Here is a 25,830-nt window from a genome sequence, read left to right on the forward strand (position 1 = left end):
TCGCCCTGGGAGAGAGACGCCATGAAGCTCGGCACCGCCATCGCGGAAATCATGCGGGGCAAGGGAATCGAGATCCTCTGCGGCTATCCGGTCAATCATCTGATCGAGCACGCGGCGAAAGCCGAGATCCGCCCCGTCATGGTGCGGCGGGAGCGCGTCGGCATCCACATGGCGGATGCGATCTCGCGCGTGACGTCGGGGCGCAGCATCGGCGCGTCTGCATGCAGCATGGGCCGGGCGCCGAGAACGCGATGGGCGGGGTCGCGCAATGCTTCGGCGAATCCGTGCCCGCGCTGGTGCTGCCGATGGGCTATCAGCGCCGGCCTGCGCATATCGAGCCGAATTTCAATTCCAGCGAGGCCATGAAGTCGTTCATTGCGAGCGTAGCGAAGCAATTCCGACTGTCACCGAGGAGCGATTCTGGATTGCTTTGCTGCGCTCGCAATGACGGAGTGTGGAGAGGCGGCGCAGCTCTACCGCATTTCACCTGCGGGCATACCGCCGCGTTCTCGCGGCCTGTTTCGAATGAGACAGGATCGCCCTCGCATCGGCGCAAGGTGAGAGATCGCCCCCCTCGTCGAGGAAGCCGATGGAAATCCGCGGCGACTAAAGCGCTATGCGATTAGATGAATCGTCATCGCGCTTTAGGTTGTTGTTTAAGCATGATCTTTTCGGAAAACCGCTGCGCACTTTTCCGGATCATGCTTTAGCGGTCAACCACCGACGTTGCGCTCGGATCAGATTCCACCCGCGAGGCCTGCAACAACGTCATCGCAAGCAGCAGATAGGCAGCGCAGGTCCATAGCGACTGCCAGTTGGCCGGTCCTTCGTTGAACCCGATGTAGATCGACGATACGAGAAAGACGCCGGCAAAGATGGATTCCACCAGAGGACGGCGTCCCTTCCTGGCTGGACCGAGCGCCGCCATCAACGCGAACGGCAAGGCTGCCATGGTGAGAGACGCGAAAGGAAAATCGATATTGCGCGGATCGAACACCAGGCCGAACGCGGTCGCCGTGCCGATCACGAGGATCACGATCAGTACCAGGCCGTGCATGATCGTCGGCACCGATCGGGTTCCGGGCTCGCTCGAACCCAACACATCGGAAAGGCGAGGCAACGCGCGACCCGACATGAGGGCGCTCGCACCAAACACCGGGGAAGCGGTTGCCGCCGTCAGGAGCGAACCCCACAAAACCCAGCCGCCCACGCCGGAACTTTCATTGGACATCTTTTGCGCGGCCACCCCGAACAGGATTCCGGCGGTGGTTGCGGACAGTCCGACCGCAATCCACGCGACGAGCGCGGGCTCGGTGCGACTGCCGCGGGACGACAGCCATGCCGCGCCGAAAACGAGCAGCGCCAGCGCCAGTCCGCCGCACATCTGCAGCTTCCAGAACGGATAGTTCCTGACGGGAGCTCCGGGCGGATATTTCGGTGTACGCGATAGGGAATCGTACAGCCCCCAGGATCCGCCGACCGTGCCCTCGATCTCCTGTTTCCACGTTTCATCATAGGCCTCGAACAGGTTGACGCGGAAGTTCTCGCGCCGCGCAAGCGCGAGGACGTCCGAGACCACCCGTGCCTGATTGATGCGCGACGGCAGGGCCGATTCCCGCATCCGCCCTTCGCTCGGCCAGCCGATTTCCCCGATCAGGATTTCCTTGCCCGGAAAGGCCGACGCGACCTGGCGGCGAATCTCGCCGGCGTGCGCGGCGGCACTTTCCGCTGGAATCGGAACGTTCTCCCAATAGGGCAGGATGTGAATCGTGACGAAGTCGACGGCATCGCCGAGTTCGCGGTTGCCCAGCCAGAACTCCCAGACGTCGGCATAGGTCACGGGGACGCCAGCCCGGGCCTTGACCATGCGGATCGCCGCCGCGAGCTCGGATGCCGCCATCTCCTTGCGCAACAAGACCTCGTTGCCGACCACGAGTGTTATGACGGTCCCGGGATAATCCCTGGCGAGGCGAATGCCCGCTTCGATCTGCAGCGAATTCTTGTGCCGGTCTCGATCCAGAAAAATGCCCTGAATGACTTTCAGACCTGCCTTCGCCGCAAGTTCGGGAATTTGATCGAGACCAAGATCGGTCGCATAGGTACGGATGCAGTCGGATATCTTCGCAAGCTGGGCGAGATCTTCGGCGATCTGTTCGCGCGACACCTGCGTCGTTGGGGAAAGCGAGGTCTGATGGCTCCGGAATGGGGCGTAGGATATGCATTGCAGCTTGTGGTTGGGATCGATCGGCGCGTGCGCGAAGTCGGCTGGCGTGCCGAGCCACCACCACACCGTCGCGATGGCGCCCAAGGATATCAGCAGCAGCATCAACGGCGCGGGGAGCGAAACCAGCCCTCTGCTTCCGAGGACAGGTTTGCGCGGCCTCGCCGATGCGGAAGGCCTGAAGAAGAACGGCGTTGTTTGCTGACGATCAGTCACGCCATCACGGTCTCTCTCGTACCCACGATCCGGAGGGCGCTTCGCACGGCCGCCCGCAGTGAGAAGACAAGATCGATTTGGTCATCGGTTGCGCCGCGACCGGTCCCAACATTCCAAGTATAGCAGCAAGCTCGTTGATTCAGGTCAATTCGAGCCTGCCCGGCCCGTGTGCGGCCACGCCCGCGAAGCTCATTCCCGGCCGATCGGGCCATGCCCTCGACGAGGAGATGCCGGTCGGTGAGCCGTCCGCATGGCTGCCCTACCGCATGTGCGTCGTGCCACACTTTACCGCCCTTCCGATTCCTGATCCTCTCTTCCCAACCAGCCGGAGCAACCGGCCTCGCCCAGGGAGAGAGACGCCATGAAGCTCGGCACCGCCATCGCGGAAATCATGAAGCGCGAGGGGATCGAGATCCTCTGCGGCTATCCCGTCAATCATCTGATCGAGCACGCGGCGAAAGCCGATATCCGCCCCGTCATGGTGCGGCAGGAGCGCGTCGGCATCCACATGGCGGATGCGATCTCGCGGGTGACGTCGGGCCGCAACATCGGCGCGTTCTGCATGCAGCATGGGCCGGGCGCCGAGAACGCGATGGGCGGGGTCGCGCAGTGCTTCGGCGAATCCGTGCCGGTGCTGGTGCTGCCGATGGGCTATCAGCGCAGGCTGTCGCATATCGAGCCGAACTTCAATTCCAGCGAGGCAATGAAGCCGTTCGCGAAGTCGTCCGAGCCGATCATCCTTGCGAGCGAGGTCGCCAACATCTTCCGCCGTGCCTTCACCAAGCTGAAGAACGGCCGCGGCGGGCCGGTCATCATCGAGATTCCTTCCGACATGTGGAACGAGGAGGTGCCGGAGCCGCTCGATTACACGCCGGTGCTGCGCACCCGCTACGGCGCCGATCCCGTCCACGTGAAGGAGGCAGCCCATCTGCTGGCCAACGCCAGACGGCCGGTGATCTATGCCGGCCAGGGCGTGCATTACGCGCGGGCCTGGCCGCAACTGAAACGGCTCGCCGAACGGCTCGCGATCCCCGTCACCACCAGCCTCGGCGGAAAATCGTCGTTTCCGGAAACGCATCCGCTCTCGCTCGGCTCGGGCGGCCTCGCCGTGCCCCGCGCGGTGCCGAAGTTTCTGAGCGAGGCCGACGTCATCTTCGGCATCGGCTGCTCCTTCACCGAGACCAATTTCGGCATCGCGATGCCGAAGGGCAAGACCATCATCCATTCCACGCTCGACCCCAATCACCTCAACAAGGATGTGGAAGCGAAAATCGGCCTCGTTGGCGATGCCGGCCTCGTGCTCGACGCGCTGCTGGAGGAGATCGGAAGGACCGTCACCACGGATCGCGACGCCTCGGCCGTGGCGGCCGAGATTGCGGCCTCGCACAAGGAATGGCTGGCGAAATGGATGCCGAAGCTCACCAGCAACGACGCGCCGCTGAGCCCTTATCGCGTGCTGTGGGACCTGCAGCACACCGTCGACATCCACAACACCATCATCACCCATGATGCCGGCAGCCCGCGCGACCAGCTTTCGCCGTTCTGGAAGTCGGTCGAGCCCCTCACCTATCTCGGCTGGGGCAAGACGACCCAGCTCGGCTATGGCCTGGGCCTTGCGATGGGCGCCAAGCTCGCAAAGCCCGACAAGCTCTGCATCAACGTGTGGGGCGATGCGGCCATCGGCTTCACCGGCATGGACTTCGAGACCGCGGTGCGCGAGCGCATTCCGATCATGTCGATCCTGCTCAACAATTTCTCGATGGCGATCGAGCTGAAGGTGATGCCGGTCTCGACCGAGAAATATCGCTCGACCGACATCTCCGGCGATTATGCCGCCATGGCACGCGCCTTCGGCGGCTATGGCGAACGCGTGACGAGGCCGGAGGACATCGTGCCTGCGATCAGGCGCGGTATCCAGAAGACCAGGGAAGGCGTGCCGGTGCTGCTGGAGTTCATCACCAGCAAGGAGACCGAGGTGTCGCGGCCGGGGGCATAGATCACCCGCGCACAAGCTGTGTCACGCGATCGGATGGGGCGGTGAGAGATGCATCTCCCGCCGCCCCATCAATGGCTCAAACGTCAACTGCCTATCAATTGGCACGGCATGCTCACAATACGCACACACAGAACCATTTTAGATATGTAAAACTGTCTTTATGCGCTTGTGACCCAAAGGCAGCGGCGATGATCGACTTTACCCTCACGTCGTACCAGCGACGCTTGCAGCGCATCGCACGTGAGTTCGCCAACGAGACCCTCGCTCCGCTGGTGCGTGCCGCTGACGAGGAACCCGACCCACAAAAAGCCTTTCAATCGGTCCGGGGCGCCTATGTGGAGAGCTATAAGCTCGGCTTTGCGACGGGCTTCATACCGAAGAAGTACGGCGGCGGCGGTATTTCCAACGTTGACCTCCAGATCGTGGTCGAGGAAATCTGTGCGGTCGATCCCGGCTTCGCCACCATCCTGCTCGTCAACGGCCTGGCCTTGATGCCGCTGGTCTGGTTCGGGTCGAACGCGCAGAAGCAAAAATGGCTAGCGCCAGCAACCAGCGATCCGCGAGGCGAGTACCTCGCCGCGTGGACCGCGAGCGAACCGGCAGGAACTCCTGGGGGGACAGCCAATTTCGATGGTCCGGCGTCCTATCCTGCCGGCATCGGCCTCACGGCATTCCACGACAGAAAGAATGGCGAATACGTACTCAACGGACGCAAATACTGGCCGGTGAATGCCGGCGGCTGGGACCTGCAGGGCGCGGACGTCAACGTCTGCATCGTCCGAACCGATCCGCTCGCCGATGGATCACGGGGCCTCAGCGCCATCGTGGTGCCGCGCGGAACCGCGGGCATCTCATACGAACAGCCGATCTCCAAGTCCGGGCACCGCCTCTGCCAAAACAATTCCATGTTGTTTTCCGACTGCCGTGTGCCCGAGGAGAACGCATTCGCGGTCGGTGACGGCGATCTCGTCATCAACAAAGCGTTCACCTGGTCCGGGCCAGTGGCGGCTATCGCCTCGGTCGGCGTGGCGCGGTCGGCCTACGAATACGCGTTGTCGTGGGCCAAGAGGTACACCGGAGGCGGCGAAAGACCGATCATCAACCACCAGGTGGTCGCGTATACACTCGCAGAGGTCGCCATGAAGGTCGAGGCTGGCCGCGCCTTCGCCTGGAAGGCCGCCCATTATCACGACCTCCACAACGCCGACGGCCACGCGATCGGCCCCATGGCGAAGGTCTTCTGCAGCGAGATGCTGTTCAGCGCCGTCTTCCAGGCGATGAAGGTGGTCGGCGTGAACGCGCTCGACAGATCGCACCCGCTTGAACGCTATCTCAGGGAAGCGTCCGTTTTTCCGCTATATGATGCCGGCAACATCGGCATGCAAATGCGGAAGATATGCGCTGTCATGGCCGAGCCGGATTTCGACCCGCGCGCAATCGCAAGATCGGCCGCCACACCGTTCGGAAAGAAGGCGCCGCCGGCGGAGGTTCAGGCCGTCGGCACGAATTTGAAACGGCAGGCCTGACCGCCGCGCTGCATACACTCCTGGTGTTCGATCGGCGCCCCCATCAGACCAGAAAGAAACCCGAGATCGAACTGGCAGACCTCCGTGTAATCCTTTGAGAGATCGTGAAAAACGCAGTTCTTGCACTCGATGCGAGGCAGCTTCTCACCTTTGCCGGGCGAAATCACACGCGCAGCAAATCCGGTCTCGTTCATGATCTTCACGATCTCGACGACACGCTCGACTCGCGTTTTTCCGACCAGGCGCGGGATCGCCGCTGACGACATGTCGACTCCGAGCTCGAACATGTACGAGCCAAACTTCGTCGCGCCGATCTTCTTGCGCAGGGTCTCGAACATCACCCGCGAGAACCACGAATAGCGCTTGGGGAAAAGATCGATTCCGCTCTCGGTGAGAGTGTACAGGAAGCGGGGGCGCCCGCCGCTTTTCGACGAGGTGTGCTGCACATATCCGGACCGTTCCATACCGGATAGGTGCTGCTTCACCGCGCTGCGAGTAATATCGATTGCGCTCGCGAGTTCATCCACCGAGAGCCCAGCTTTCGATTCCAGAAGTTTGGTCAACAGCTTCTGCTGGGTGTCGCCGACAATCACGCCAAGCCCTCCTCAGAAAATCCGAGCCAGATGTATCTCAACAGAGTCTCCGGCGCTGCACAATTCCACGCGCAAACTGCCCAAAACCGAACCAAACTGCATCAGACATGTGCGCTTCTAGATATTTAAACAGTAATAACTGCCTAAACTATCTACTTCCGCCGATCCGAGTTCGGGAGGATGATGCACGTGGGAGGCAAATCGGCCGGGGCTTCCGCTTCCAAACAACCGAAACACGCATCCAACGGAGAACTTGCATGGCGATCGATTTCACGATGTCCGCAGAGCAGCGGAAAATTCAGAAAATGGCGAGGGACTTTTCCGAAGGGGTCTTGGCTCCGGTCATACCGGCGGCCGACAAGGAGCCCGATCCGATGCTGGCATATCAGATGACAAAGGGTGCCTATGTCGAGGCCTACAAGGCCGGTATCGCCATGGCGATGCTGCCGAAAGAGTACGGCGGTGGCGGATTGTCCTGTCTCGACTTCGTGATCGCAGCCGAAGAAATCTGCGCAGTCGATCCCGGCTTCGCCTGTACGGTCTTATGCAACGGCCTCGGCCTGATGCCCGTGTCCTGGTACGGGACCGAAGAGCAAAAGAAGCGTTTCATCGGCGCGGCGACTTCCGACCCCACTGGCACCTATCTCAGCGCCTGGACCGCGGGCGAACCGCCCGGCGGCACTGGCGGCACCGCGAATTTCGACAGCCCGCAGCCCAAGGCCGGCATCGGCATGACCGCGGTGCGCGATGGCGACTACTTCATCATCAACGGCAAGAAGAAATGGTCCTCGTCCGCTGGCTGGGATGGACTTGGCACCAACACACAAACGGCGATCATCCGAACCGATACCACCGTCGGAGGCACCGAGGGACTATCGGCCATCGTGATCGAGCGCGGAACGCCGGGCATTACCTGGACTTTCCTCGACAAGGAAGGACATCGCACGACTTCGAACGCGTTCATCGTGTTCAAGGACGCCAGAGTTCCCGTGGACAATCTACTTCCTGGCGCTCAGGGCAATGGCGACTTCGTGATCAATAGAAACTTCGCCTGGTCCGGCCCGGTCGCTGCCATCGCCGCCGTCGGCGTTGCCAGAGCGGCCTACGAAGATGCACTCAAGTTCCTGAAGAAAAACACCGCGGGGTCGCTCAACCCAATCATCCGCTTCCAGAACGCCGGTTATGTCATGGGCGACATCGCGGCAAAGATCGAGTCGGCGCGCTACTTCTCGTGGCGCGCAGCGGACTACCTCGACAAGCATTCGCAGCATGCCGAGCTGCTCGGAGCCATGTGCAAGATCAACGTCACCGAGACGATGTTCGAGTGCGTCTACAAGTGCATGCAGATCGTCGGCGTCAACAGCCTGAGCACCGAATTCAAGTTTGGCAAATATCTGCGCGAAGCCGCGGTGCTGCCGATCTACGACGGCGGCAACATGGGCATGCAGAGGCGGCGCGTGCACGGTGTTATTGCCGATGAAGATTTCAATCCCCGCGCGATCATGGACGATGATTTCGTCAAGTTCGAGAAGTCGATGGAAGCGATCGGCACGGTGGCCGACCCGCTGTCCAAATCGCGCGGGATTATGCAAGCCGCCGAGTAGCTTCTGGAAACTGAAAAGGAAGCCGTTCCCGGTCGGAGCGGCTTCCGACCTTCTTGAGTGGCCGGCGCCGTGACGGGAGAGCCTACTCGGCCATCTCGACCGGTTGCTTCGCCGAGGGGCCGGCCAGCGGCCGCTCCTCCATCGCAATCAGGCACAGCGCGGCGGCGGTCATCAACGCGGTGGCAGCGCCGAACACGTAGCGGAAGGCGTGCCGCATGTCGTCGGCGGGGATCGCGACGGCGCCCGCGGCGTGATGCTCGCCGGCCAGCGGGATGTCGGTGCCGAGCGCGATCAACAGGATCGCCGCGAAGGCCGCGACCGTGAACGACGACATCAGCGAGCGGAAGAAGTTCAACGCGCCGGTGATGGTGCCGACCTGCGGCCGCGCGACCGAATTCTGCACCGAAACCACGCAGACCGGAAAGGTGGTGCCGAGGCCGAGCGCGAACGCCGCCATCAGCGTCAGCAGGGCCCATAGCGGCAGCGTCGTCAGCGTGAGACCAAGGCCGCACAGCGCAGCCCAGGACGTGCCGACGATGGCGACGCGCTTGTAGTGCTTGGCCCGCGCCATGGTGCGGCCGGCGACGGCAGCGCCGATGGTCGAAACCGCCGCCAGCGGAATCAGCGCAAGACCCGCCTCGCTCGCGCTGAGATGATAGACGGATTCATAATAAAGCGGGAGCTGGACCGTGAGGCCCGTGATCGCGCCGAGCGCACACCCGCCGGCCATCAGCCCGAACGGCACGACGCTTCCGCCGAGCAGCGGCAGCGGCAGGAACAGCCAGGCGTAGCGCGTACCGCCCCAGGTCAGCACCAGCATGAAGACGACGGCGGAGGCCATCAGCAAGACGCCGCCGAGCCAGTCGACCTTGCGCTTGCGGTGGAACACCGGAATCTTGCTCATCTTGGGCAGCAGCAGCGCCAGCGCGGCGGCCGAAAGCGGCAGGTTGATCCAGAAGATCATCGACCAGTGCAGATGCTCGGCGAACACGCCGCCGATGACCGGGCCGAGGATGCCGCCCACCATCCAGACGCTGGAAAAATAAGCCTGATACTGGCCGCGCTCGCGCGGGCTCACGACGTCCGAGATCACCGTCTGCACCACAGGCATGATGCCGCCGCCGCCGAGGCCCTGAAGCCCGCGCGCCAGGATCAGCATCGGCAGGTTCGGCGCGATCGCGCACAGCACCGAGCCCGCGACGAACAGGCTGAGCGAGATGATGATCATGACGCGGCGGCCGTAGATGTCGCTGAGCGTGCCAAACACCGGCGCGACGGCGGTCGAGGCGAGCAGATAGGCTGTGATCACCCAGGAGAGACTGGAGACGTCCTGGAACTGGCGCCCGATGGTCGGCAGCGCGGTCGCCACGATGGTCTGGTCGAGCGCCGCCAGGAACATCGTCAGCATCAGGCTGATCACGATGGTGCGGACCTCGTCCTGCGACAGCGGTACTGGCGGCGCGATGGACGGCGCGTCATCGACGCTCAACACCTCGCTGGGAAGGCGGGACAGCTCTTCGGCGATGTCGTCAGGCAATGTCTGGACGTCGGCAGCGCTCTGCCGTTCGAACTTGTTCATCTCGATCGGACGTCATGTGGCGGCGCAACACCGCGGAGGATTCGTTCTATGCAGTCCAATGTAGACAGCAAAGTTCTTCCCTGGCAGGCACCACGGCGCATGGGTGCATCCCGCCGAGGGGCCATCCCGAACACGTGATCCAGTCGTGTGGCGGATCAGTCCTTCGGACGTCGCTTCAGGCGGGCCCGTTTCGGCAGCACGGCGGGCCATTGCACGATGTGATCCTCGAGCTGCTCGTCCGGAATATCCTCCTCGCTTCCCTCGACGCGGCCGCGCACGGAGACGCCGGCTTCATGCACGGTGTTGGGATCGCCCGAAACCAGCGGATGCCACCAATAGAGGTCGCGACCTTCTGCGACGAGCTTGTAGCCGCAGCTCGGCGGCAGCCAGTTCAAGGTGCGGACATTGGCCGGGGTCAGGCGCACGCAATCCGGAACCTTGTCCGAACGATTCGGGTAGTCCTTGCAGGCACAGCTGGTCCCATCGAGCAGCTTGCATCCGATATGGGTGAAATAGATCTTGCCGGTGTCCTCGTCTTCGAGCTTGTTCAGGCAGCAACGCCCGCAGCCGTCGCACAGGCTTTCCCATTCGGGCCCCGTCATCTCTTCCAACGTCTTGGTTTTCCAGAAGAATCCTTCCTGGCCGGACGGTCGTTTGGGAGCTGCGGTCATGCGCCTCAACAAAAGTTCGAAAGAGCTACGGCTAAAGCCATCTAGGGCGTGCGGCCGCAAGGGTGCAAGCGAGGCCGCCTGGAGGCCCGTAAAGAACCGGGGTCAATTAGGCCTGTTGTTCAAAATCGCGAGCGTGACCATTGGTTTATGGGCCCCGCTCGGCTAGAAGGAACAGCAAGTCCCTCGGATGCTGACCGGGCGCCTTGGGTTTGCCGCAACATTCCCGCAAGACGTCTCGATGCCGCCCCGGCCGGGTGCTTGAACGCTTTCGAAGCAAGCCTCAAGGGTTCTAGGTGCGCCAGATCATACCACCGCATTGGAAGCAGAAGGTCCGGAACTTCTTCCTCGACCTCGATGCGCGCATCGACTCCTCGCTGTTCTCCTCGGCCAAGGGCATCCGCGAGCTCTACGAGCGCTACTCGACCTTCATGGACCGCTTCTATGTCGGCCGCTGGAAGCGCTGGGTGTTCATCGAGCCGCTGTCGGAGGCCGCGACCCTCGGGCTCGGCGGCCTGGTCGTGATGCTCACCCTCGCCATCCCCGCCTTCCGCGAAACCGCGGACGAGGACTGGCTGAAGAAGTCCGACCTCGCGGTGACCTTCCTCGACCGCTACGGCAATCCGATCGGCAGCCGCGGCATCAAGCACAACGACTCGATCCCGCTGGAAGACTTTCCGGACGTGCTGATCAAGGCGACGCTGGCGACCGAGGACCGCCGCTTCTACGAACATTTCGGCATCGACATCGCCGGCACGGCGCGCGCGCTCGTCACCAACGCCCAGGCTGGCGGCGTCCGCCAGGGTGGCTCCTCGATCACCCAGCAGCTCGCCAAGAACCTGTTCCTGAGCAACGAGCGCACCATCGAGCGCAAGGTCAACGAGGCCTTCCTCGCGATCTGGCTGGAATGGCGCCTGACCAAGAACGAGATCCTCAAGCTGTATCTCGACCGCGCCTATATGGGCGGCGGCACCTTCGGCGTCGACGGCGCGGCGCATTTCTACTTCAACAAATCCGCGCGCGACGTGACGCTGGCGGAAGCGGCGATGCTCGCCGGCCTGTTCAAGGCGCCGACCAAATACGCCCCCCACATCAACCTGCCCGCCGCCCGCGCCCGCGCCAACGTCGTGCTCGACAATCTCGTCGACGCCGGCTTCATGACCGAGGGCCAGGTGTTCGGCGCCCGCCGCAACCCGGCCTTCGCCGTCGACCGCCGCGACGAGGCGTCGCCGAACTATTATCTCGACTACGCCTTCGACGAGATGCGCAAGCTGGTCGACACCTTCCCGAAATCCTACACCGAGCGCGTCTTCGTGGTGCGCCTCGCTATCGACCCCAACGTGCAGAAGGCCGCCGAAGACGCGGTCGAGAACCAGCTGCGCCAGTTCGGCCGCGATTATCACGCGACTCAGGCGGCAACCGTCGTCGCCGACCTCGACGGCGGCATCCGCGCCATGGTCGGCGACGACGGTTGTCGCCAGCCCGGCTCCTCGTTCAAGCCCTACGTCTACACCACCGCGCTGCTGAACGGTTACACGCCGAATTCGATCGTGGTCGACGGCCCGGTCTGCATCGGCAATTGGTGCCCGCAGAATTATGGCCATTCCTATTCCGGCTCGGTGACGCTGACCCAGGCGATCACGCGCTCGATCAACGTCGTGCCGGTGAAGCTGTCGATCGAGATCGGCCGGAAGAACGAGCCCAAGGCGCAGAACCCGGCCAAGGTCGGCCGCGCCAAGATCGTCGAGGTCGCGCGCCGCTTCGGCCTCAAGGCGCCGCTGCCCGACACGCCGTCGCTGCCGATCGGCTCGGACGAAGTCACCGTGCTCGAACATGCGGTGGCCTATGCGACCTTCCCCAACCGCGGCAAGGCGGTCACGCCGCATTCGGTGCTCGAAGTGCGCACCGGCGCAGGCGACCTCGTCTGGCGCTGGGACCGCGACGGACCGAAGCCGCGCCAGGCGATCCCGCCGAACATCGCCGCCGACATGGCCGGCATGATGAGCCACGTCGTCAGCGAAGGCACCGCGCGCCGCGCAGCCCTCGACGGCATTCCGACCGCGGGCAAGACCGGCACCACCAATGCGTATCGCGACGCCTGGTTCGTCGGCTACACCGGCAACTTCACCTGCGCGGTCTGGTACGGCAACGACGACTATTCGCCGACCAACCGCATGACCGGCGGCTCGCTGCCGGCGCAGACCTGGCACGACATCATGCTCGTGGCGCATCAGGGCGTCGAGGTCAGGGAAATCCCCGGCATCGGCATGGGCCAGAAGCTGCCGCCGCAGCACATCTCCAACGCGCAGGCCAATGCGGCGGCGAAGGTGCTGGAGACCAAACCCGGTCCGCCGCCGGTGCTGACCAAACGCGGCGCCGACATCCTGGTGCGCGTCGAGAGGCTGCTGGACGATGCAGCCAAGACCGCAAACAAATCGGCGGCGAATGACGGCACGCCGACCAAGCCGGCCTCGTCGACGAGCGCGCTCGCCTTCCCGCAGAACTACGCGGAAGAGAACGCCAACGCTTCCGCCCCGCGCAAGAACTGATCGAAACCCGTGCGGCTGATCCTGATCACATTGACGGCGCTTCTTCTCGCGACGGTCGTCGGCGTCGGCGCGACCTGGATGACGACGACGCGCGGCACGGAGATCGGTGCGCTGACCATCGGCCCCTGGACCGCGCGGCCGCGCACCGGCACCGCGGACGTCGATCCCTATTCGCGCGCCACCATCGTGCGCAACGGCGAGCTGCCGATCGGCACCGGCGACGGCGTCGCCTTCACCGCGACCAGGGACGACAACAAGAAGGCGCTGGACGGCCGCTGCGACGTCGTCGTCTCGGGCGTGACGCCGCCGGCGCGGTTCTGGACGCTGACGCTGTACGACCGCAAGGGCCACCTCGTCGCCAATTCGCTGCAGCGCTACGGCTTCACCAGCCAGGAGATCGTCCGGCAGTCCGACGGCTCGTTCGAGATCCGCATCGCCTCGCGCTCGCGCGCCGGCAACTGGCTGCCGACCGGCGGCATCGAGCGCTACGCCTTGATGCTGCGGCTCTATGATACGCCGGTCGGCGTCGCGACCCGCACCCAGCGCGATGCGCCGATGCCCAGCATCAAGACGGTGGGCTGCTCATGATCCGGCTCGTGTTCACCATCATTGCCGGCGTGGTGCTGGGCCTCGTGGTCCATCTCGTCAGCGTGCTGGCGCTGCCGCGGATCGCGACGCAGGACGCCTATTCGCGGCTGACGCCGATGACGAAAGTGAACGCCGTCACCCAGCTTCCCCTCGCCGACCCCAGCAATTCGCCGATGCCGTTCATGGACCCGGCCTTCGCGCTGGCGATTTGCCGCTACGATCTGTCGGGCGGACCGATCAAGCTCACGGTGCCGGTGAGCCAAGCCTACACCTCGGTGTCGTTCTACACCCGCAACGAGATCGCCTATTACGCCATCAACGACCGCTCCGCGGGCCGCAAGGTGATCGAGCTCGACCTGATGACCGAAGCGCAGCACAGCGAGCTACCCGAGGACGAAGAGGTCACCGCGGCCGACCGGCTGATCATCGATTCCCCGACCACGACCGGACTGATCCTGATGAAGGCGCTCGCGGCCGAGCCCGGCCTGATGCCGCAGGCGCAGGCCTCGCTGGCAACGGCGACCTGCGCGCCGCAGACCGAGCCACCGGCCAAGGCCGAAGCGCCGCGCGGACGGCGTTGAGCGCGGTCATTTCGGCGCTGCGAAACATCTGCGAAACATCAAAGTGCGAAAACAACCCCATGCACAGTAGCGAGGCCTTTGAAATCGTTGTGCTCTTCAGTCGGAGCTAACGAAGCTCGGGGGGACGAGGTGCACGCTTCTTTGACTCGTCGGGCAAAACACCGGCATGCTGGCAGCATCGAAAGTTCGTCACACCCGCGCGGAGCAATCCGCCGCGGGTAATTCTTTTGGGAGCCCAACCCAGGATCAGGGGATCAATATCGCCTGAAACCGCGAGCCGGTCAGGTCCGGCACCACGCCGCCAAAGTCGATGGCGACATGCCCGCGCTGACGATACCGACCGCAATGATGGCGAGAGCCACGGTGTTCCGCAACCACCCTGCCGTCGCGCGACGCCGCAGCATCGGAAGCCCGAGGCCTGCGCCGAGCAGGACAGGCAGTGTGCCGAGGCCAAAGCCGCTCATTGCGAGCGCGCCGCCCAGCCACGAGCCGGACAGCATGGCGTAGAACAGCGCGCCGTAGACCATGGCGCAGGGCAGGAAGCCCCAAACTGCGCCGCTGACGAACAACCCAATCGTCGGCGGAAGCTGGATCGCGTGGGCGGCGGCGCCGATCCTGGCGCTGACGGCTGCGGCCAGCCGGGAGAGCCAAGCCGGCAGGGACAGCACTTCGAGCATCGAAAGTCCGATCCAGGCGAGAGCCGCGGCCGCAGCCCAGCGCAGAATCGCATGAGCGAACGCGTGATCGAACGATCCGAACACGCTCGATCCGATCGCGCCGACCGTGGCGCCGGCCAGCACGTAGGCCGAGATGCGTCCCGCATTGATCAGGACCGTCGCGGTCAACAGGCCCTGCCGCGGCCGGTTCGAACCGAAGTCGGCGGCGAAGTGCAAGGAGGAAGCAATGCCTGCACACATGCCGAAGCAGTGCAGGCTGGAGGAAAAGCCAAGCAGAAGCCCGGCGACGAACAGCGGCTGGTCGAAATCGAACATTGCGAAAAGCAATTCATCCGAATTCGTCCCTGAAGGCATTGCGCTGCGTCAAAGTCGCACCGATCGTCGTCAATTGTCGATGAAGAGCCCCTTCGTGCCAATCGCCAGCGATCCGAAAGCGAAGCCAACCGGTATGAGGCCGACATCAAACAGGCTCCCGCCCGTCCTGGCCAGCAGCGTGCGCAGGCCGCCGACGTCGAGGAGATAGATCGCATACATGAACAGCAAGCCGATGCTCGCGCCCATCACGAAGGGGATGAGAATATGGATGGAGAACGACTTCAGTCCCTCACGTGTCATGTTTCCTCTCCAAGCTGGGCTATCTTCGCCGCACGCCCTCGCCTGTCGCCCTGGCGTTCTTCAGAAAGTCGACGAACATGTCTTCGATCAACGTGCGGGTATCGGTCGAGGCCGAAGCCGGAGATCCCGAATCGTAAGGCGGGGCCGGCGCGTATTCAGCCAGCAACTGCACGGCCTCCGCGTAGGGTCGATCCCTGAGATCGCCGACCATGGAGAGGCCGAAGTCGATTCCCGCGGTGACGCCGCCTCCGGTGATGCGGTTCCTGTCGCGTACGACACGCCCCTCGGTCGGGATCGCACCGAAGATGGGCAGCAGATCCCGCGTCGCCCAGTGCGACGTGGCCTTGTAGCCCTCGAGCAGTCCGGCGGCACCGAGCAGCAGCGAGCCGGTACACACAGACGTCACGTATCTTGCCCTGCTGCCGCGATCGGCGAGGAAGCGCATCGTCTCCTCGTCCTGCATGGCCGCCAGGGTGCCGTCAGTGCCGCCCGGGACGCAGATGACATCCAGATCCCGCGGGCAATCCTCGAACGACTTGGTCGGAACGATGGTCAGGCCCGCGTCGCTGGTCACGGGAGCCGTCGTCTTCGCCACGACGTGAACGGTAGCGCCGATCAGGCTGGTGAACATGTAGTGCGGTCCGACCATGTCGAGCACGGTGAAGGACGGATAGATCAGGAGAGCGATCTGTTCATGCCCCATCCAGTCGGCAGGCATGGAGGACATGTCGTGTGTCGATTTGGCTTTTGCGTCAGCCGCGCCGGCAGGTGCCGTCTGGCCGAGCGCTCGATGAAGCGGATGCATGGCGGCCAGCATCGCACTCGCGGCAGCAATCTGTCGGCGCGTGATCATACTCAACCTCAATCGAACTTGTACGAGGTCTGCAGATAGAACGTGCGTGGCGCCCCCGGCGCCACCTGACCGCCAAACCAGGTGTACGGCGTGTAGTATTCCTGGCCGGTGAGATTCTTGACGACGAACGCCGCCCGGAACTTCTTCGTCTCATAAGCGATCCTGGCATCAAGGGTGTAATAGCCCGCGGTGGACCAGCGGTTGAGCGAATCGACATACTGGCTCGACGCGGCGTAGATGCCGGCGCCGGCGCTCCATCCCGTCCACGGACCGTCGAACTTGTAGTTGATCCACGCCCGCCCGGAATTCTGCGGCACGAAGGGCAGCTTGTTGCCTGCGGGCGCCGTGGGCGTATCCGTGACGAAGAATGCATCGGTGTGCCCGAAGCTTCCCAGCACACTCCAGTTGCTGGTCGGCTGGAAGACGATATCCGCCTCGAAGCCGCGCGATTTCTGCGAGGACAGCGCGCCCGCAAAGGCCGCAGTGGTATAGGGAACGTTGTCGCGGTCGATGTCGAACACCGCCACGGTGCCCGTGAGCATGCCGCCCCAGTTGAACTTGATGCCGGCTTCACGCTGTTGCGACGTCTCGGGCGGGCCCGCGACGAACGCCGCCGAGAACGGCGTCCACTTCATCCCCTCTCCATAGCTTGCATAGAGCGAGAAGCCCTTGACCACATCGAACACGATGCCGGTGCGGGGCAGCGCCTTGGTGGCATCGGTCTTGAAGACGCCCGGCGGGGTCGTCGCGAACTCGTTATAGGTCGTGTCGATCGAATTCAGCCGCACGCCCGCCAGAAGATGGATGCGGTCGTAGATCGTCGACTGCAACTGCGTGTAGAGGGCTTTGGTGAGGTAGGTGTTGTCGAATTTGTTGAACTGAACGAACGTCGGCGAGCTTGGATCAGGCGTCGTGAACGGCGGAAATACCGGATTTGGGCTGCTGAGATCGACGGTGGCGCCCAATAGTCCCAAGAGATCCGTGTTCATGTATCCGGAATCCTCGACGCGGCTGTAGTCGGCGCCGAACAGCAAGGTGTTGGCGGTGGGGCCCACCGCAAACCTGGCCTTCACGCTCGGATTGATGCTGAATTCCTGCTGGCGGTCGAGGACGTCTACGTTGTTCACGTCGAAGAGCGCGGGCGGAAAAACCGGGGTACCGCCGGTGAAGGTCGCGTCATTGAGCGGACTTTGCGAGAATTGACGAAACTCGGACTGGCTCCACCTGGCCTTGATGTTCGCGGACCACACGTTGTTGAACTCGTGGTCGAGCGTAACAGTTGCGCCATGCAGGCGTGAATAGCTCTCCGGGATGTTGGGATCGCCGAAATAGAGATCTCGGCGCACGCGGTATGCGCCGAAAAGAGTCCCATCCACCGGCAGGCCGGGATAGGCCTGTTGGCGCTGCTCCGACACGAACCCCTGGATCGTCAGCGAGGTATCTTCGCGATTGGTCAACGTCAGGGTCGGGTTGATGTTGTAATGGCTGGGCGTGAGCACATCGGTGAAGTTCTTGCTCTGACCGTATTCGCCGGTGATGCGGAACAGCGCGGTCCTCGCATCGTTCAGCGGCTGATTGATGTCGAAATGCGGATTCCAGTACTGATAGCTCCCGAACGTGCCACCGACTTCGTATTTCGCCTTGTCGGTTGGAAGCTTCGAGATCACGTTGATCGTGCCGCCGACGGGAGAGCCGGCGCCGCCGCCGTAGAGAAGCGCGTTGGGTCCCTTGAGCACCTCGATGCGCTCGACATTGGCGAGGCCGTCGCGATCTCCCGCCAGGAACAGATTGCCGGGATAGCCGTCGATCCACATCTCCGCGCCAAAACCGCGGATCCTGACCGGCACCTGCTCGACATTGCCGATCATCCGCGTGTCGACGACCCGCACGTTGCTGACGTTGGTGACGGCTTCACTGACCGTCATCGCCCCCTGATCGTCGATGACGGAGCGCGGGATTACCACGACGTTCTGCGGAATGCGCTCGAGCGCAGTGTCGGTCTTGGTCGCAGATGCGGCCGTGAGAGCGCGATAGCCCTGGACCGGCCCCGCCGTCGTCTGGGCCACCGGAATGCTCGGATTGATGGTCACACCCGCAGGAAGCGGCGGTACGGCAGAGGGCGCTGTCTGAGGCGGCGCCGTTCGTCGGGCGGTCGTGCGTGCCGCCGCCTGCGAGCGCCGCGTCGGCTTCGCAGCGCGTTCTGGGCTGGGAGCGTCGATCGTAACGGGCGGAAGCGTGGGGTCGGGACGAGTCTGGGCAAGCGACTGATCGGATACGGCAACGACGATCGTTGCCGCCACACACACGGTGGGCAGATGACGCGACACGGCGGCACTCCTTTGAAGGCTCGAAACGGAAAATTCGTCTCAAGCGTGCAAAGGTGGTCCTCGTGTCAGGCGCGGCTCGTGGGTCTGGCGGAGCAGAATGCCTGCCGACCGTGGCTCGACAATCGTCGTCGAAGGCGTCAGCCGCGCGACGTGAACAAGAAGGTTGGCGGTCGGAAGACTGGATTGCGCCGCGAAGGCGCAGATGTCGCAGAGCTTCTTGTGAAGCGCGGATTGACCGGGGTCCCTTTCGCCCGAGCGATCCATCTGCGATGAGCAGATCGACTGGTCCAGCGCGCCCGACAACAGATCGAACGCGTCCATGCGGGCAGCGATCGCGGACGAGAAAATGACCTGTGAGGCAAGCAGGAAGGCGGCGGCGCAAACTGCCGCAGCCAGACCCCTGATGTTTCGTATGCCGCCGATCACTGTCATTTCCCCGCAGAAACAATACAGACCTGCGGACCGGTGTCCACTCTTCATCGACCGCGGCCGTCGATCTTTTCGCAACCGCGACCTCCTCATCGAGGCTGCTTGCATGACGCCCAGGCCAAACGATGCCGGACGTCACGTATCGACCATGGCAGTCAGCCGGGCATTAAAGCCGGCCGATCGCATTGGCGAACTGGACACTTTGTCCAAGCGGTATCGATCTTCGCATCACGCGACCACAAATCATTCAGCCGAGCCCGGGCTTGCAACTTTGACTCGGCCCCTGCCTATGCTACGTCTGCCGGCGGGGAATTGGGTGGAATGACGGGGCTCGTTCGCAAGCGATGGATCGGATGGGGGGCTGCATTCATTGCGGTCTATGCCCTCGTCTTCAACGTCATCCTCTCCAGCATCCTCATCGCGAGCATCTCTCCGGCCGTCGCAGCGGCCGCCCATGAGCTCTGCACCACCAGCAACGACGACAATGCGCAACGCGACGCGGACAAGCGCAACGGCAAGACGACCGTACGCTGCCCGCTCTGCCTCGGGCATCACGTCTCCGGCGCCCTGCCGCCGCCTCACCCCGCACTGACCGAACGCCTTTCGCTCGCCGCGCCTGCGGTCTACGCGTTTCGGCAGCGGATCGTCGCCCACGCGCGGTCCTTCGACCACCAGTCCCGCGGACCACCTGCCCTGACCTGATGCTGCGCTGACCAGCGCAGACATTCGCGCGAAAGCTCCTCGTGCAGCTCCCGCCCTGGGACGCCATGCGGAGCCTGAGCTGCTTTTGCTTCACCCATTCCGCATCACCGGCAGGGGCCGCCCTCGCACGCCCCGCCTCCGTCATGCGCCAGTGCACTCTGGCCCGAAGAAGAAAAACACATGTCAAACACATCCATCAGCCTGCGCCGGTCAATACGGATCGCGACGACGGTGCTCGTCCCGCCCGCCCTGCTCGCCACCGTCGCCCTGCTTCCACCCTTCGCTACATCGGCACTCGCGCAAGCGCGGGAGAAACTGCCGCCGGTGACTGTTGAAGCGCCACACCAGCACAAACGGAAGCCGCGTGGCGTTGCCACCGCCGCACCGGCTGCTGCAACACCGGAACGAGGTCGAGCCGCGGCAGACGAGCGTCGGAATTCGGTGCCAGCCTCCGCCGAACTGCCGCCCGAAGCCGGCTTCAACCGCGGCCTGTCGTCGAGCGACTCCGCTTCGCTCGTCACCGACCTGCCAGGCGGCGCGGCATGGGGCGCCGGCGGCGTTTCGAGCCTGCCCGCGATCAACGGATTTGGCGCGGACCGGCTGCAGGTCGCGATCAACTCGATGCTGATCAGCCCGGCCTGCCCGAACGAGATGAATCCGCCGCTGTCGTTCGTGAACCCCGCGATGATCGCGAAGATGCGCGCCTATCTCGGCGTCGGGCCGGTGTCGGTCGGCGGCGACTATATCGGCAGCCGCATCGACGTCACCACTGCGCCGCCGGCCTTCGTGCCGGAGCAGGCGGGCTGGGTGACCAGCACGCAATTGTCGGGCTTCTTCCGCAGCAACGGCAATGCCTATGGGGTCGATGCCAATGCGACGGTGGCGAACCGCGACACCAGCATCACCTATACCGGTGGCTGGGTCCGTGCCGGCAACTACAAGGCCGGCGACGGCAGCACGATCAAGTCGACGCGGTACGAGACGCAGAACCACGCCATCAGCGTCTCCAAGCAGAGCTTCGGCAACCTCTTCACCTTCCAGATCGGCGGGCAGTTCATTCCGTACCAGGGCTACGTCAACCAGTACATGGACATGGTCTACAACCGCGGGCTCTATGCCAACGGGCGCTATGAGGGCGTGTTCGATTGGGGCAAGTTCGAAGCCAGCGCCTTCGTGCACCAGATCCGGCACACTATGGGATTCATCGCGCCCGACAAGGTCAGCGACATGCCGATGGACACCAAGAGCCTCGACATCGGCTATGCGCTGAAGGCGACCGTCGCGCTCTCCGGCCATGACCTGCTGCGGGTCGGCAACGAATTGGCGCTGAACCGGCTCGACGACTGGTGGAATCCGGTGGCGGGATCGATGATGATGAGCCCGAACGCGTTCATCAACATCAATGGCGGCACGCGCGACCGCGTCGGCACGTTCGTCGAGTGGGAACGCCATTGGGACCGGCAGTGGACCTCGATCGTCGGCCTGCGCAACGACGTGGTGTGGATGAACACCGGCAACGTGCAGGGCTACAATGCGATGAGCTACGGCGCGGATGCGGCTGCCTTCAATGCGCTCGACCGCGCCCGCACCGACGTCCATGTCGACGGCTCCGCGCTGATCCGCTACGAGCCTGATGATGTGAGCCAGTACGAGTTCGGCTTTGCCCGCAAGACGCGCTCGCCCAATCTCTACGAACGCTATGCCTGGTCCACCAATGCGATGGCCATGAAGATGATCGGCTGGTTCGGCGACGGCAACGGCTATGTCGGCAATGTCGACCTCAAGTCGGAGAAGGCCCACACCGTCAGCTTCACCGCCGGCTGGCACGATCCCGCGCAACGCATCTGGGACGTCAAGGTGACGCCCTATGCCAGCTATGTGCAGGACTATATCGACGTCGACCGCTGCGCGACCGCAAGCTGCCTCGCGAGCAATCCGGCCAACCTGACCGCCAGCACCGGCTTCGTCTACCTCCAGTTCGCCAACCACGACGCGACGCTCTACGGCGTAAACGTCGAGGGACGGCTGACCGTGTGGGATGATCCGGTGTACGGTCAGGGACAGGTTCGCGGCCTGATCGGCTATGTTCGCGGCCGGCGCACAGACGGCGTGGACCTCTACCACATGATGCCTGTCAACGCGAAGCTCGCGCTCGACCATCGCCTCGGCGGATGGACCAACAGCGTCGAGTTGCAGCTCGTCGGCTCGAAAGACCAGGTCAGCCAGGTTCGCAACGAATTGACGACACCGGAGTATGCACTGGTCAATCTGCGTACCGGCTACCAGTGGCAGCACGTCAGACTGGACCTCGGCATCGACAATCTGTTCAACCAGAACTACTACCTGCCATTGGGCGGCGCCGATCTGGTCGACTACAAGGTCGTCTCGATGATGGGGTCTTCGGCCGCCTACGGCTACAACGTGAAGGGACCCGGCCGCTCGTTCAACGCGCGGCTCGGCGTCAGCTTCTGACCGGACCGGATGCCACGCGACGATATGTTCGAGATCGCCGCGTGGCGGACCGGGGCCGTTGCTCATGCGTGGCCTGGAGGCGCCGTCCAGTCGCGGAAACCGCCAATGCGTTGCCGCTGCCGACTGCGCCGGCTGTTCGGGAATCTGGAGCAGCGCGAGACGTCTGCGGACAGCCCTGGGGACAAAGCGTCATGTGGACGGCCATCGACTGGTCACGCCGTTGCCGGCGATTCCCAGGTGGTGGACAGCAGCTTTCCTACAGACCCCGCTGCCGCGAGGAGCGATGCGCTGCGCATGCCCGACGTCCGAGCACGTAACAGCCTGAATCCCGTCAGCTTTGCCGGAACACCCATCCACGCCCCCATGTTGGCCCGCAACTTGCTCATGCAAGTATGATGATCGACTCAAGTCGTCATACGCAGGTATGATCACCTGTACGAGACATCATACCGGTTGCCGGAGACCGTCGAGGGGCGACGTGAAGGCGGGGGGTTAAGTTGCGTAGACTTTCTTGGCGTCTGGTTCTGGCCGGCATCGCGATATCGGGGGCTTCGGCCGAAGAGTCGGTTCACGCCCAGACGGCACCGGCGGGATCTGCGGCCGGGCCCTTGCCGCCGGTCACGATCACGGCGCCCGAGGCGCCTCCCAGGCGCACGCGGCGCGCAGAGCCTTCGGCAAGGACAAACGCCGCGCGTCGGGCGCAGCGATCGCCGGTCACGCAGCCTTCATCGCAGCAGCAATCGAGCGCGGGCCTCTCCGCTGGTGCGACGCCAGGACGGGGCGACGTGTCGAGCGCGGTGACTGCGCTGCCGGCGGCGGTTACGGTGATGGACGCACCGGCAATCAGCCGGCTGGCGGTCGCAACCTATGGCGACCTGTTCCGCTCGCTCCCGGGCTTCAATGTGTCCAACTACGGCCAGGGCGGCATCGGCTACGGGCTTTCGCTGCGAGGCTATACCGAATCCGAGCATGGCCGCGACATCGCCTATTACATCGACGGCGTCCCGCTCAACGAGGTCTCCTCGCTGCACACGCCGAACTATGCCGACCTCAACGTGCTGTTTCCGGAAACGATCAAGAGCATCGAGATCGTGCGCGGGCCGTTTTCGGTCGAGTACGGCGACTCCAATATGGGCGGCTCGGTCAACATCACGACCAAGCAGGCCGAGCCCTATGCCAGCCTCGGCATCTCCGGGGGCACGCAAGGCACTGCGCGGGGCGTTGCGACCTACAGCACGACGCAGGGCGCGTGGCTGCCCTATCTGGCGTTCGAGGGGTATCACACCGACGGTTATCGCGATAACAGCTTCATCAATCGCTACAACTCGTTCAACAAGGTCACGACGACGCTTCCGGACGGCGCCACCGTGTCGTTCCGTGCACAGGCCTATGGCACCGAGTATGGCTCGCCGGGCTATGCCAGTCGCGACGCCGTTGCCGCCGGAACGATCTCCGAACGCTCGGCGACAAATCCGACCGACGGCGGCAACAAGCAACTGGAAAACCTCGTCGCCAACTACAGCTCCGGCGCACAGGACCAGGAGCTGAAGGGCACCCTGTTCGTCAACCACCAGTTCTCGAACCGGTTCGCGGATTTCGGCGGCGGCCAGCGCGTGCAGCACGAGGACCGCACGATGGTCGGCGGCCGTGTCAGCAAGGTCTGGAGCGGTGCCATCGGCGACGACATTCCCGTGCAGGTCCTGCTCGGCAGCAACTGGCGCACCGATTTCATCGAGGCGTTTCAAGCGCCGACCATCGCACGCGCCGTGTCGGGTCCGGCCGCGGTCAATGTCGGATTGACCGAGACGAACATCGCCGGCTTCGGCCAGGTCCAGGTCAAGCCGCTGGCATGGCTCAAGTTCACGGCCGGCGGACGTTACGACCAGTTCTACTACGACATCAACGACCGCATCACGCCCGGCGGCACGCCGAACATTTCGAACGGCATCGCAAGCCCAAAAGCCGGCGTCGCCATTACGCCATTCAAATGGCTGGAGCTGTTTGCCAACTACGGCGAGGGTTTCCGCAGCATCGACGTACCCGCAGAGTTGATCGGCAACCCCGGCATTCAGCCATTCAGGATCGTCAGCCGCGAGGGCGGCGTCCAGTTCACATTCGATCGCTTCAGGCTGCTCGCGAGCTATTGGACGACGGACTCTGCCAATGAAGCGTTTCAGGCGGCGCCCGGTCTGCCCGTGACGTTCCTGGGGAAGGCCCAGCGCAACGGATACGACGTCGATGCCCGCTGGTACGTGATCAGGGATCCCGTCAACAACGTATCGCTATTCGCCAACTATGGCGGCGTCTCGGCCCGCCTCGTCGACGCGGCTCCCTCCTACTTCGTTCCCAACGTGCCAAGCTACGTCGCCAATGTCGGCGTGGACTTCAACGTCGCGACGGTCAATGCGCAAATCCTGTCCGGCTCCGCCTATGTGACCTTCGTCGGCAAGAAGAACCTGACGCAGGACGGCCTCATCACGACCTCACCCTACTCCCGCGTGACCGGCAAGCTCGCCTATACCTGGCCCGAGGGGTGGACCGCGTTCACGCAGGCGACCTGGTATCCCGGTGATCGCCTCAGCGAGATCGCCATCAATTTCGGCGATCCCGTCGGCGCAAGAACGTCCGACATCTTCGTCAGCGCGCAGCCGACCATCGCCGTGCTTGCGGGCGTTTCATATCGTTTCCCCACCGTGATGGCCGCGACAAATCCAAAACTGGTGACCAAATGAGCCGCACCTTCTCTCGTCTCGTCCACACACTGCTGGCAACCGGGCTCGTTCTCGGTTCGATATCCTCGGCTTCGGCGCATGATGTCTGGCTCACGTTCTCGGGGCCGGCGACCGGACGCCGCGCCATCGTCAACTACGGTCATCCGGATGACCGGCCGCCGGCGTTTGCGGACAAGGTCGTGGACCTGTTCATGATCACGCCGAAAGGCCGCAGCTCGCTGCTCGACGGACTTGCGGGCGCATCGGACAACGGCATCCAGGTCGCACGAACGAGACCGTTCGACGATGCCGGGCATACGCTGCTCGCGGCGCGTTACGACAACGGATTCTGGGTCAAGACGAAAGACGGCTCCTATCGCAACGCCACCAGGCGGCTGGTGCCTGACGCCGCCGAGAGCTTCTGGTCCGGAAAGTTCGCAAAGGCGATCACGGGGGCTGACGCGCCGTGGCAGGAGGTGCTCGGACACGAACTCGAGCTTGTGCCGCTCACCGATCCAGCCAGGGCGAGGCCAGGTGAGGCGCTCAAGGTCAAGGTGCTGTTTCGCGGCAAGCCTCTCGCCGAGGCGGAGGTCGAACGCGGCGACGGCAAGACGGCCGTTGCAGAGAAGGACATTCCAAAATTCAAGACGGACGCCGAAGGCGTGGCGGCCGTTCCCATCGTCAAGCCGGGTCCCCATCTGCTGGTCATCGATCATCGCGCGGCGCCGTCAGTCACGCCGGATCAGGCGACGGCCGACCTCTACAATGCGACGCTGTGGTTCAACGTGGTGGCCAGACCGCGCTGAACGGCCCTGAGAATGAGGGCCGAGTGCACGGGGCGTTTCAAAGCAGACCGAGACCGTGCATCTCTGCGGAACCGATCTCGCATAGCGGCGATGGCAGCAGGTGTCAGGCGACAGTAG

Annotated in this window: 18 protein-coding genes and 2 pseudogenes; 11 read left to right on the forward strand and 9 right to left on the reverse strand. The window is 63.7% G+C overall.

What is annotated here, in order from left to right; all coding sequences use genetic code 11:
* Window positions 1-21: 21 nt before the first annotated feature.
* Window positions 22-383, forward strand: a pseudogene (locus AX729_RS38365) (thiamine pyrophosphate-binding protein); the annotation flags it as partial.
* 323 nt (window positions 384-706) lie between these two features.
* Here the strand turns inward: AX729_RS38365 and AX729_RS01140 are convergent.
* Window positions 707-2,326 carry a glycoside hydrolase family 17 protein gene (locus tag AX729_RS01140; RefSeq protein ID WP_156456645.1) on the reverse strand — a complete coding sequence of 540 codons (1,620 nt, stop codon included), beginning with the start codon at window positions 2,324-2,326 and terminating at the stop codon, window positions 707-709.
* Between the two features lie 463 nt (window positions 2,327-2,789).
* Between AX729_RS01140 and AX729_RS01145 the strand changes: the two are divergent.
* Window positions 2,790-4,433: pseudogene (locus AX729_RS01145) on the forward strand (thiamine pyrophosphate-requiring protein); the annotation flags it as partial.
* Window positions 4,434-4,504: 71 nt separating this feature from the next.
* Entirely contained in the window at window positions 4,505-5,959 is a 1,455-nt protein-coding gene (locus AX729_RS01150) for an acyl-CoA dehydrogenase family protein (RefSeq protein ID WP_245325008.1), read from the forward strand.
* Here AX729_RS01150 and AX729_RS01155 read toward each other — a convergent pair.
* Window positions 5,923-6,552, reverse strand: a complete 630-nt coding sequence (locus AX729_RS01155; RefSeq protein WP_061020063.1) for a helix-turn-helix transcriptional regulator — start codon at window positions 6,550-6,552, stop codon at window positions 5,923-5,925. The two genes, AX729_RS01150 and AX729_RS01155, sit on opposite strands and share 37 nt — an antisense overlap.
* Window positions 6,553-6,659: 107 nt before the next feature.
* On the opposite strand from AX729_RS01155, the gene AX729_RS01160 reads away from it, so the two are divergent.
* On the forward strand, window positions 6,660-8,156 hold the full coding sequence (locus AX729_RS01160) for an acyl-CoA dehydrogenase family protein (protein WP_245325009.1): 1,497 nt from the start codon (window positions 6,660-6,662) through the stop codon (window positions 8,154-8,156).
* 82 nt (window positions 8,157-8,238) lie between these two features.
* Here AX729_RS01160 and AX729_RS01165 read toward each other — a convergent pair whose 3' ends face one another.
* On the reverse strand, window positions 8,239-9,735 hold the full coding sequence (locus AX729_RS01165; protein WP_061020065.1) for an MDR family MFS transporter: 1,497 nt from the start codon (window positions 9,733-9,735) through the stop codon (window positions 8,239-8,241).
* A 155-nt stretch (window positions 9,736-9,890) separates the two neighbouring features.
* On the reverse strand, window positions 9,891-10,406 hold the full coding sequence (locus AX729_RS01170) for a YcgN family cysteine cluster protein (protein WP_061020066.1): 516 nt from the start codon (window positions 10,404-10,406) through the stop codon (window positions 9,891-9,893).
* 293 nt (window positions 10,407-10,699) lie between these two features.
* Between AX729_RS01170 and AX729_RS01175 the strand changes: the two genes are divergently transcribed.
* From AX729_RS01175 to AX729_RS01185, 3 genes are read left to right on the forward strand one after another with little or no spacing between them, the layout of a single operon-like run.
* A complete protein-coding gene (locus AX729_RS01175; protein WP_061020067.1) occupies window positions 10,700-12,952 on the forward strand; it encodes a transglycosylase domain-containing protein in 2,253 nt (750 codons plus the stop codon).
* A 9-nt stretch (window positions 12,953-12,961) separates the two neighbouring features.
* On the forward strand, window positions 12,962-13,540 hold the full coding sequence (locus AX729_RS01180; RefSeq protein WP_061020068.1) for a DUF1214 domain-containing protein: 579 nt from the start codon (window positions 12,962-12,964) through the stop codon (window positions 13,538-13,540).
* The gene (locus AX729_RS01185) at window positions 13,537-14,121 is read left to right on the forward strand and encodes a DUF1254 domain-containing protein (protein WP_061020069.1); all 585 of its coding nucleotides are present in this window, start codon (window positions 13,537-13,539) and stop codon (window positions 14,119-14,121) included. Before AX729_RS01180 ends, AX729_RS01185 begins: the two co-directional genes overlap by 4 nt.
* Window positions 14,122-14,402: 281 nt before the next feature.
* On the opposite strand, the gene AX729_RS01190 is transcribed toward AX729_RS01185, so the two are convergent.
* The 5 genes from AX729_RS01190 to AX729_RS01210 form a co-directional block, all read right to left on the reverse strand.
* Entirely contained in the window at window positions 14,403-15,113 is a 711-nt protein-coding gene (locus AX729_RS01190; RefSeq protein WP_061020070.1) for a sulfite exporter TauE/SafE family protein, read from the reverse strand.
* Between the two features lie 69 nt (window positions 15,114-15,182).
* On the reverse strand, window positions 15,183-15,413 hold the full coding sequence (locus tag AX729_RS01195) for a hypothetical protein (RefSeq protein WP_061020071.1): 231 nt from the start codon (window positions 15,411-15,413) through the stop codon (window positions 15,183-15,185).
* Window positions 15,414-15,432: 19 nt separating this feature from the next.
* Entirely contained in the window at window positions 15,433-16,266 is an 834-nt protein-coding gene (locus tag AX729_RS01200) for a DJ-1/PfpI family protein (RefSeq protein WP_061020072.1), read from the reverse strand.
* Window positions 16,267-16,274: 8 nt separating this feature from the next.
* Window positions 16,275-18,332, reverse strand: a complete 2,058-nt coding sequence (locus tag AX729_RS01205; RefSeq protein WP_245325010.1) for a TonB-dependent siderophore receptor — start codon at window positions 18,330-18,332, stop codon at window positions 16,275-16,277.
* 300 nt (window positions 18,333-18,632) lie between these two features.
* Complete coding sequence (locus AX729_RS01210) at window positions 18,633-19,130, reverse strand: DUF2946 family protein (protein ID WP_156456647.1); 498 nt, start codon at window positions 19,128-19,130, stop codon at window positions 18,633-18,635.
* 213 nt (window positions 19,131-19,343) lie between these two features.
* On the opposite strand from AX729_RS01210, the gene AX729_RS01215 reads away from it, so the two are divergent.
* From AX729_RS01215 to AX729_RS01230, 4 genes are all read left to right on the forward strand, one after another.
* Window positions 19,344-19,724, forward strand: a complete 381-nt coding sequence (locus AX729_RS01215) for a DUF2946 family protein (RefSeq protein ID WP_061020075.1) — start codon at window positions 19,344-19,346, stop codon at window positions 19,722-19,724.
* Window positions 19,725-19,904: 180 nt separating this feature from the next.
* Window positions 19,905-22,196 carry a TonB-dependent receptor gene (locus tag AX729_RS01220; RefSeq protein ID WP_061020076.1) on the forward strand — a complete coding sequence of 764 codons (2,292 nt, stop codon included), beginning with the start codon at window positions 19,905-19,907 and terminating at the stop codon, window positions 22,194-22,196.
* A gap of 785 nt (window positions 22,197-22,981) precedes the next feature.
* Window positions 22,982-24,928 (forward strand): TonB-dependent receptor, encoded by a 1,947-nt coding sequence (locus AX729_RS01225; protein WP_061020077.1) that lies wholly within the window; start codon window positions 22,982-22,984, stop codon window positions 24,926-24,928.
* Window positions 24,925-25,713 (forward strand): DUF4198 domain-containing protein, encoded by a 789-nt coding sequence (locus tag AX729_RS01230; RefSeq protein WP_061020078.1) that lies wholly within the window; start codon window positions 24,925-24,927, stop codon window positions 25,711-25,713. Before AX729_RS01225 ends, AX729_RS01230 begins: the two co-directional genes overlap by 4 nt.
* Window positions 25,714-25,830 lie beyond the last annotated feature (117 nt).

This window comes from Bradyrhizobium sp. CCH5-F6 (assembly GCF_001556045.1).
Classification (GTDB): Bacteria; Pseudomonadota; Alphaproteobacteria; order Rhizobiales; family Xanthobacteraceae; genus Bradyrhizobium.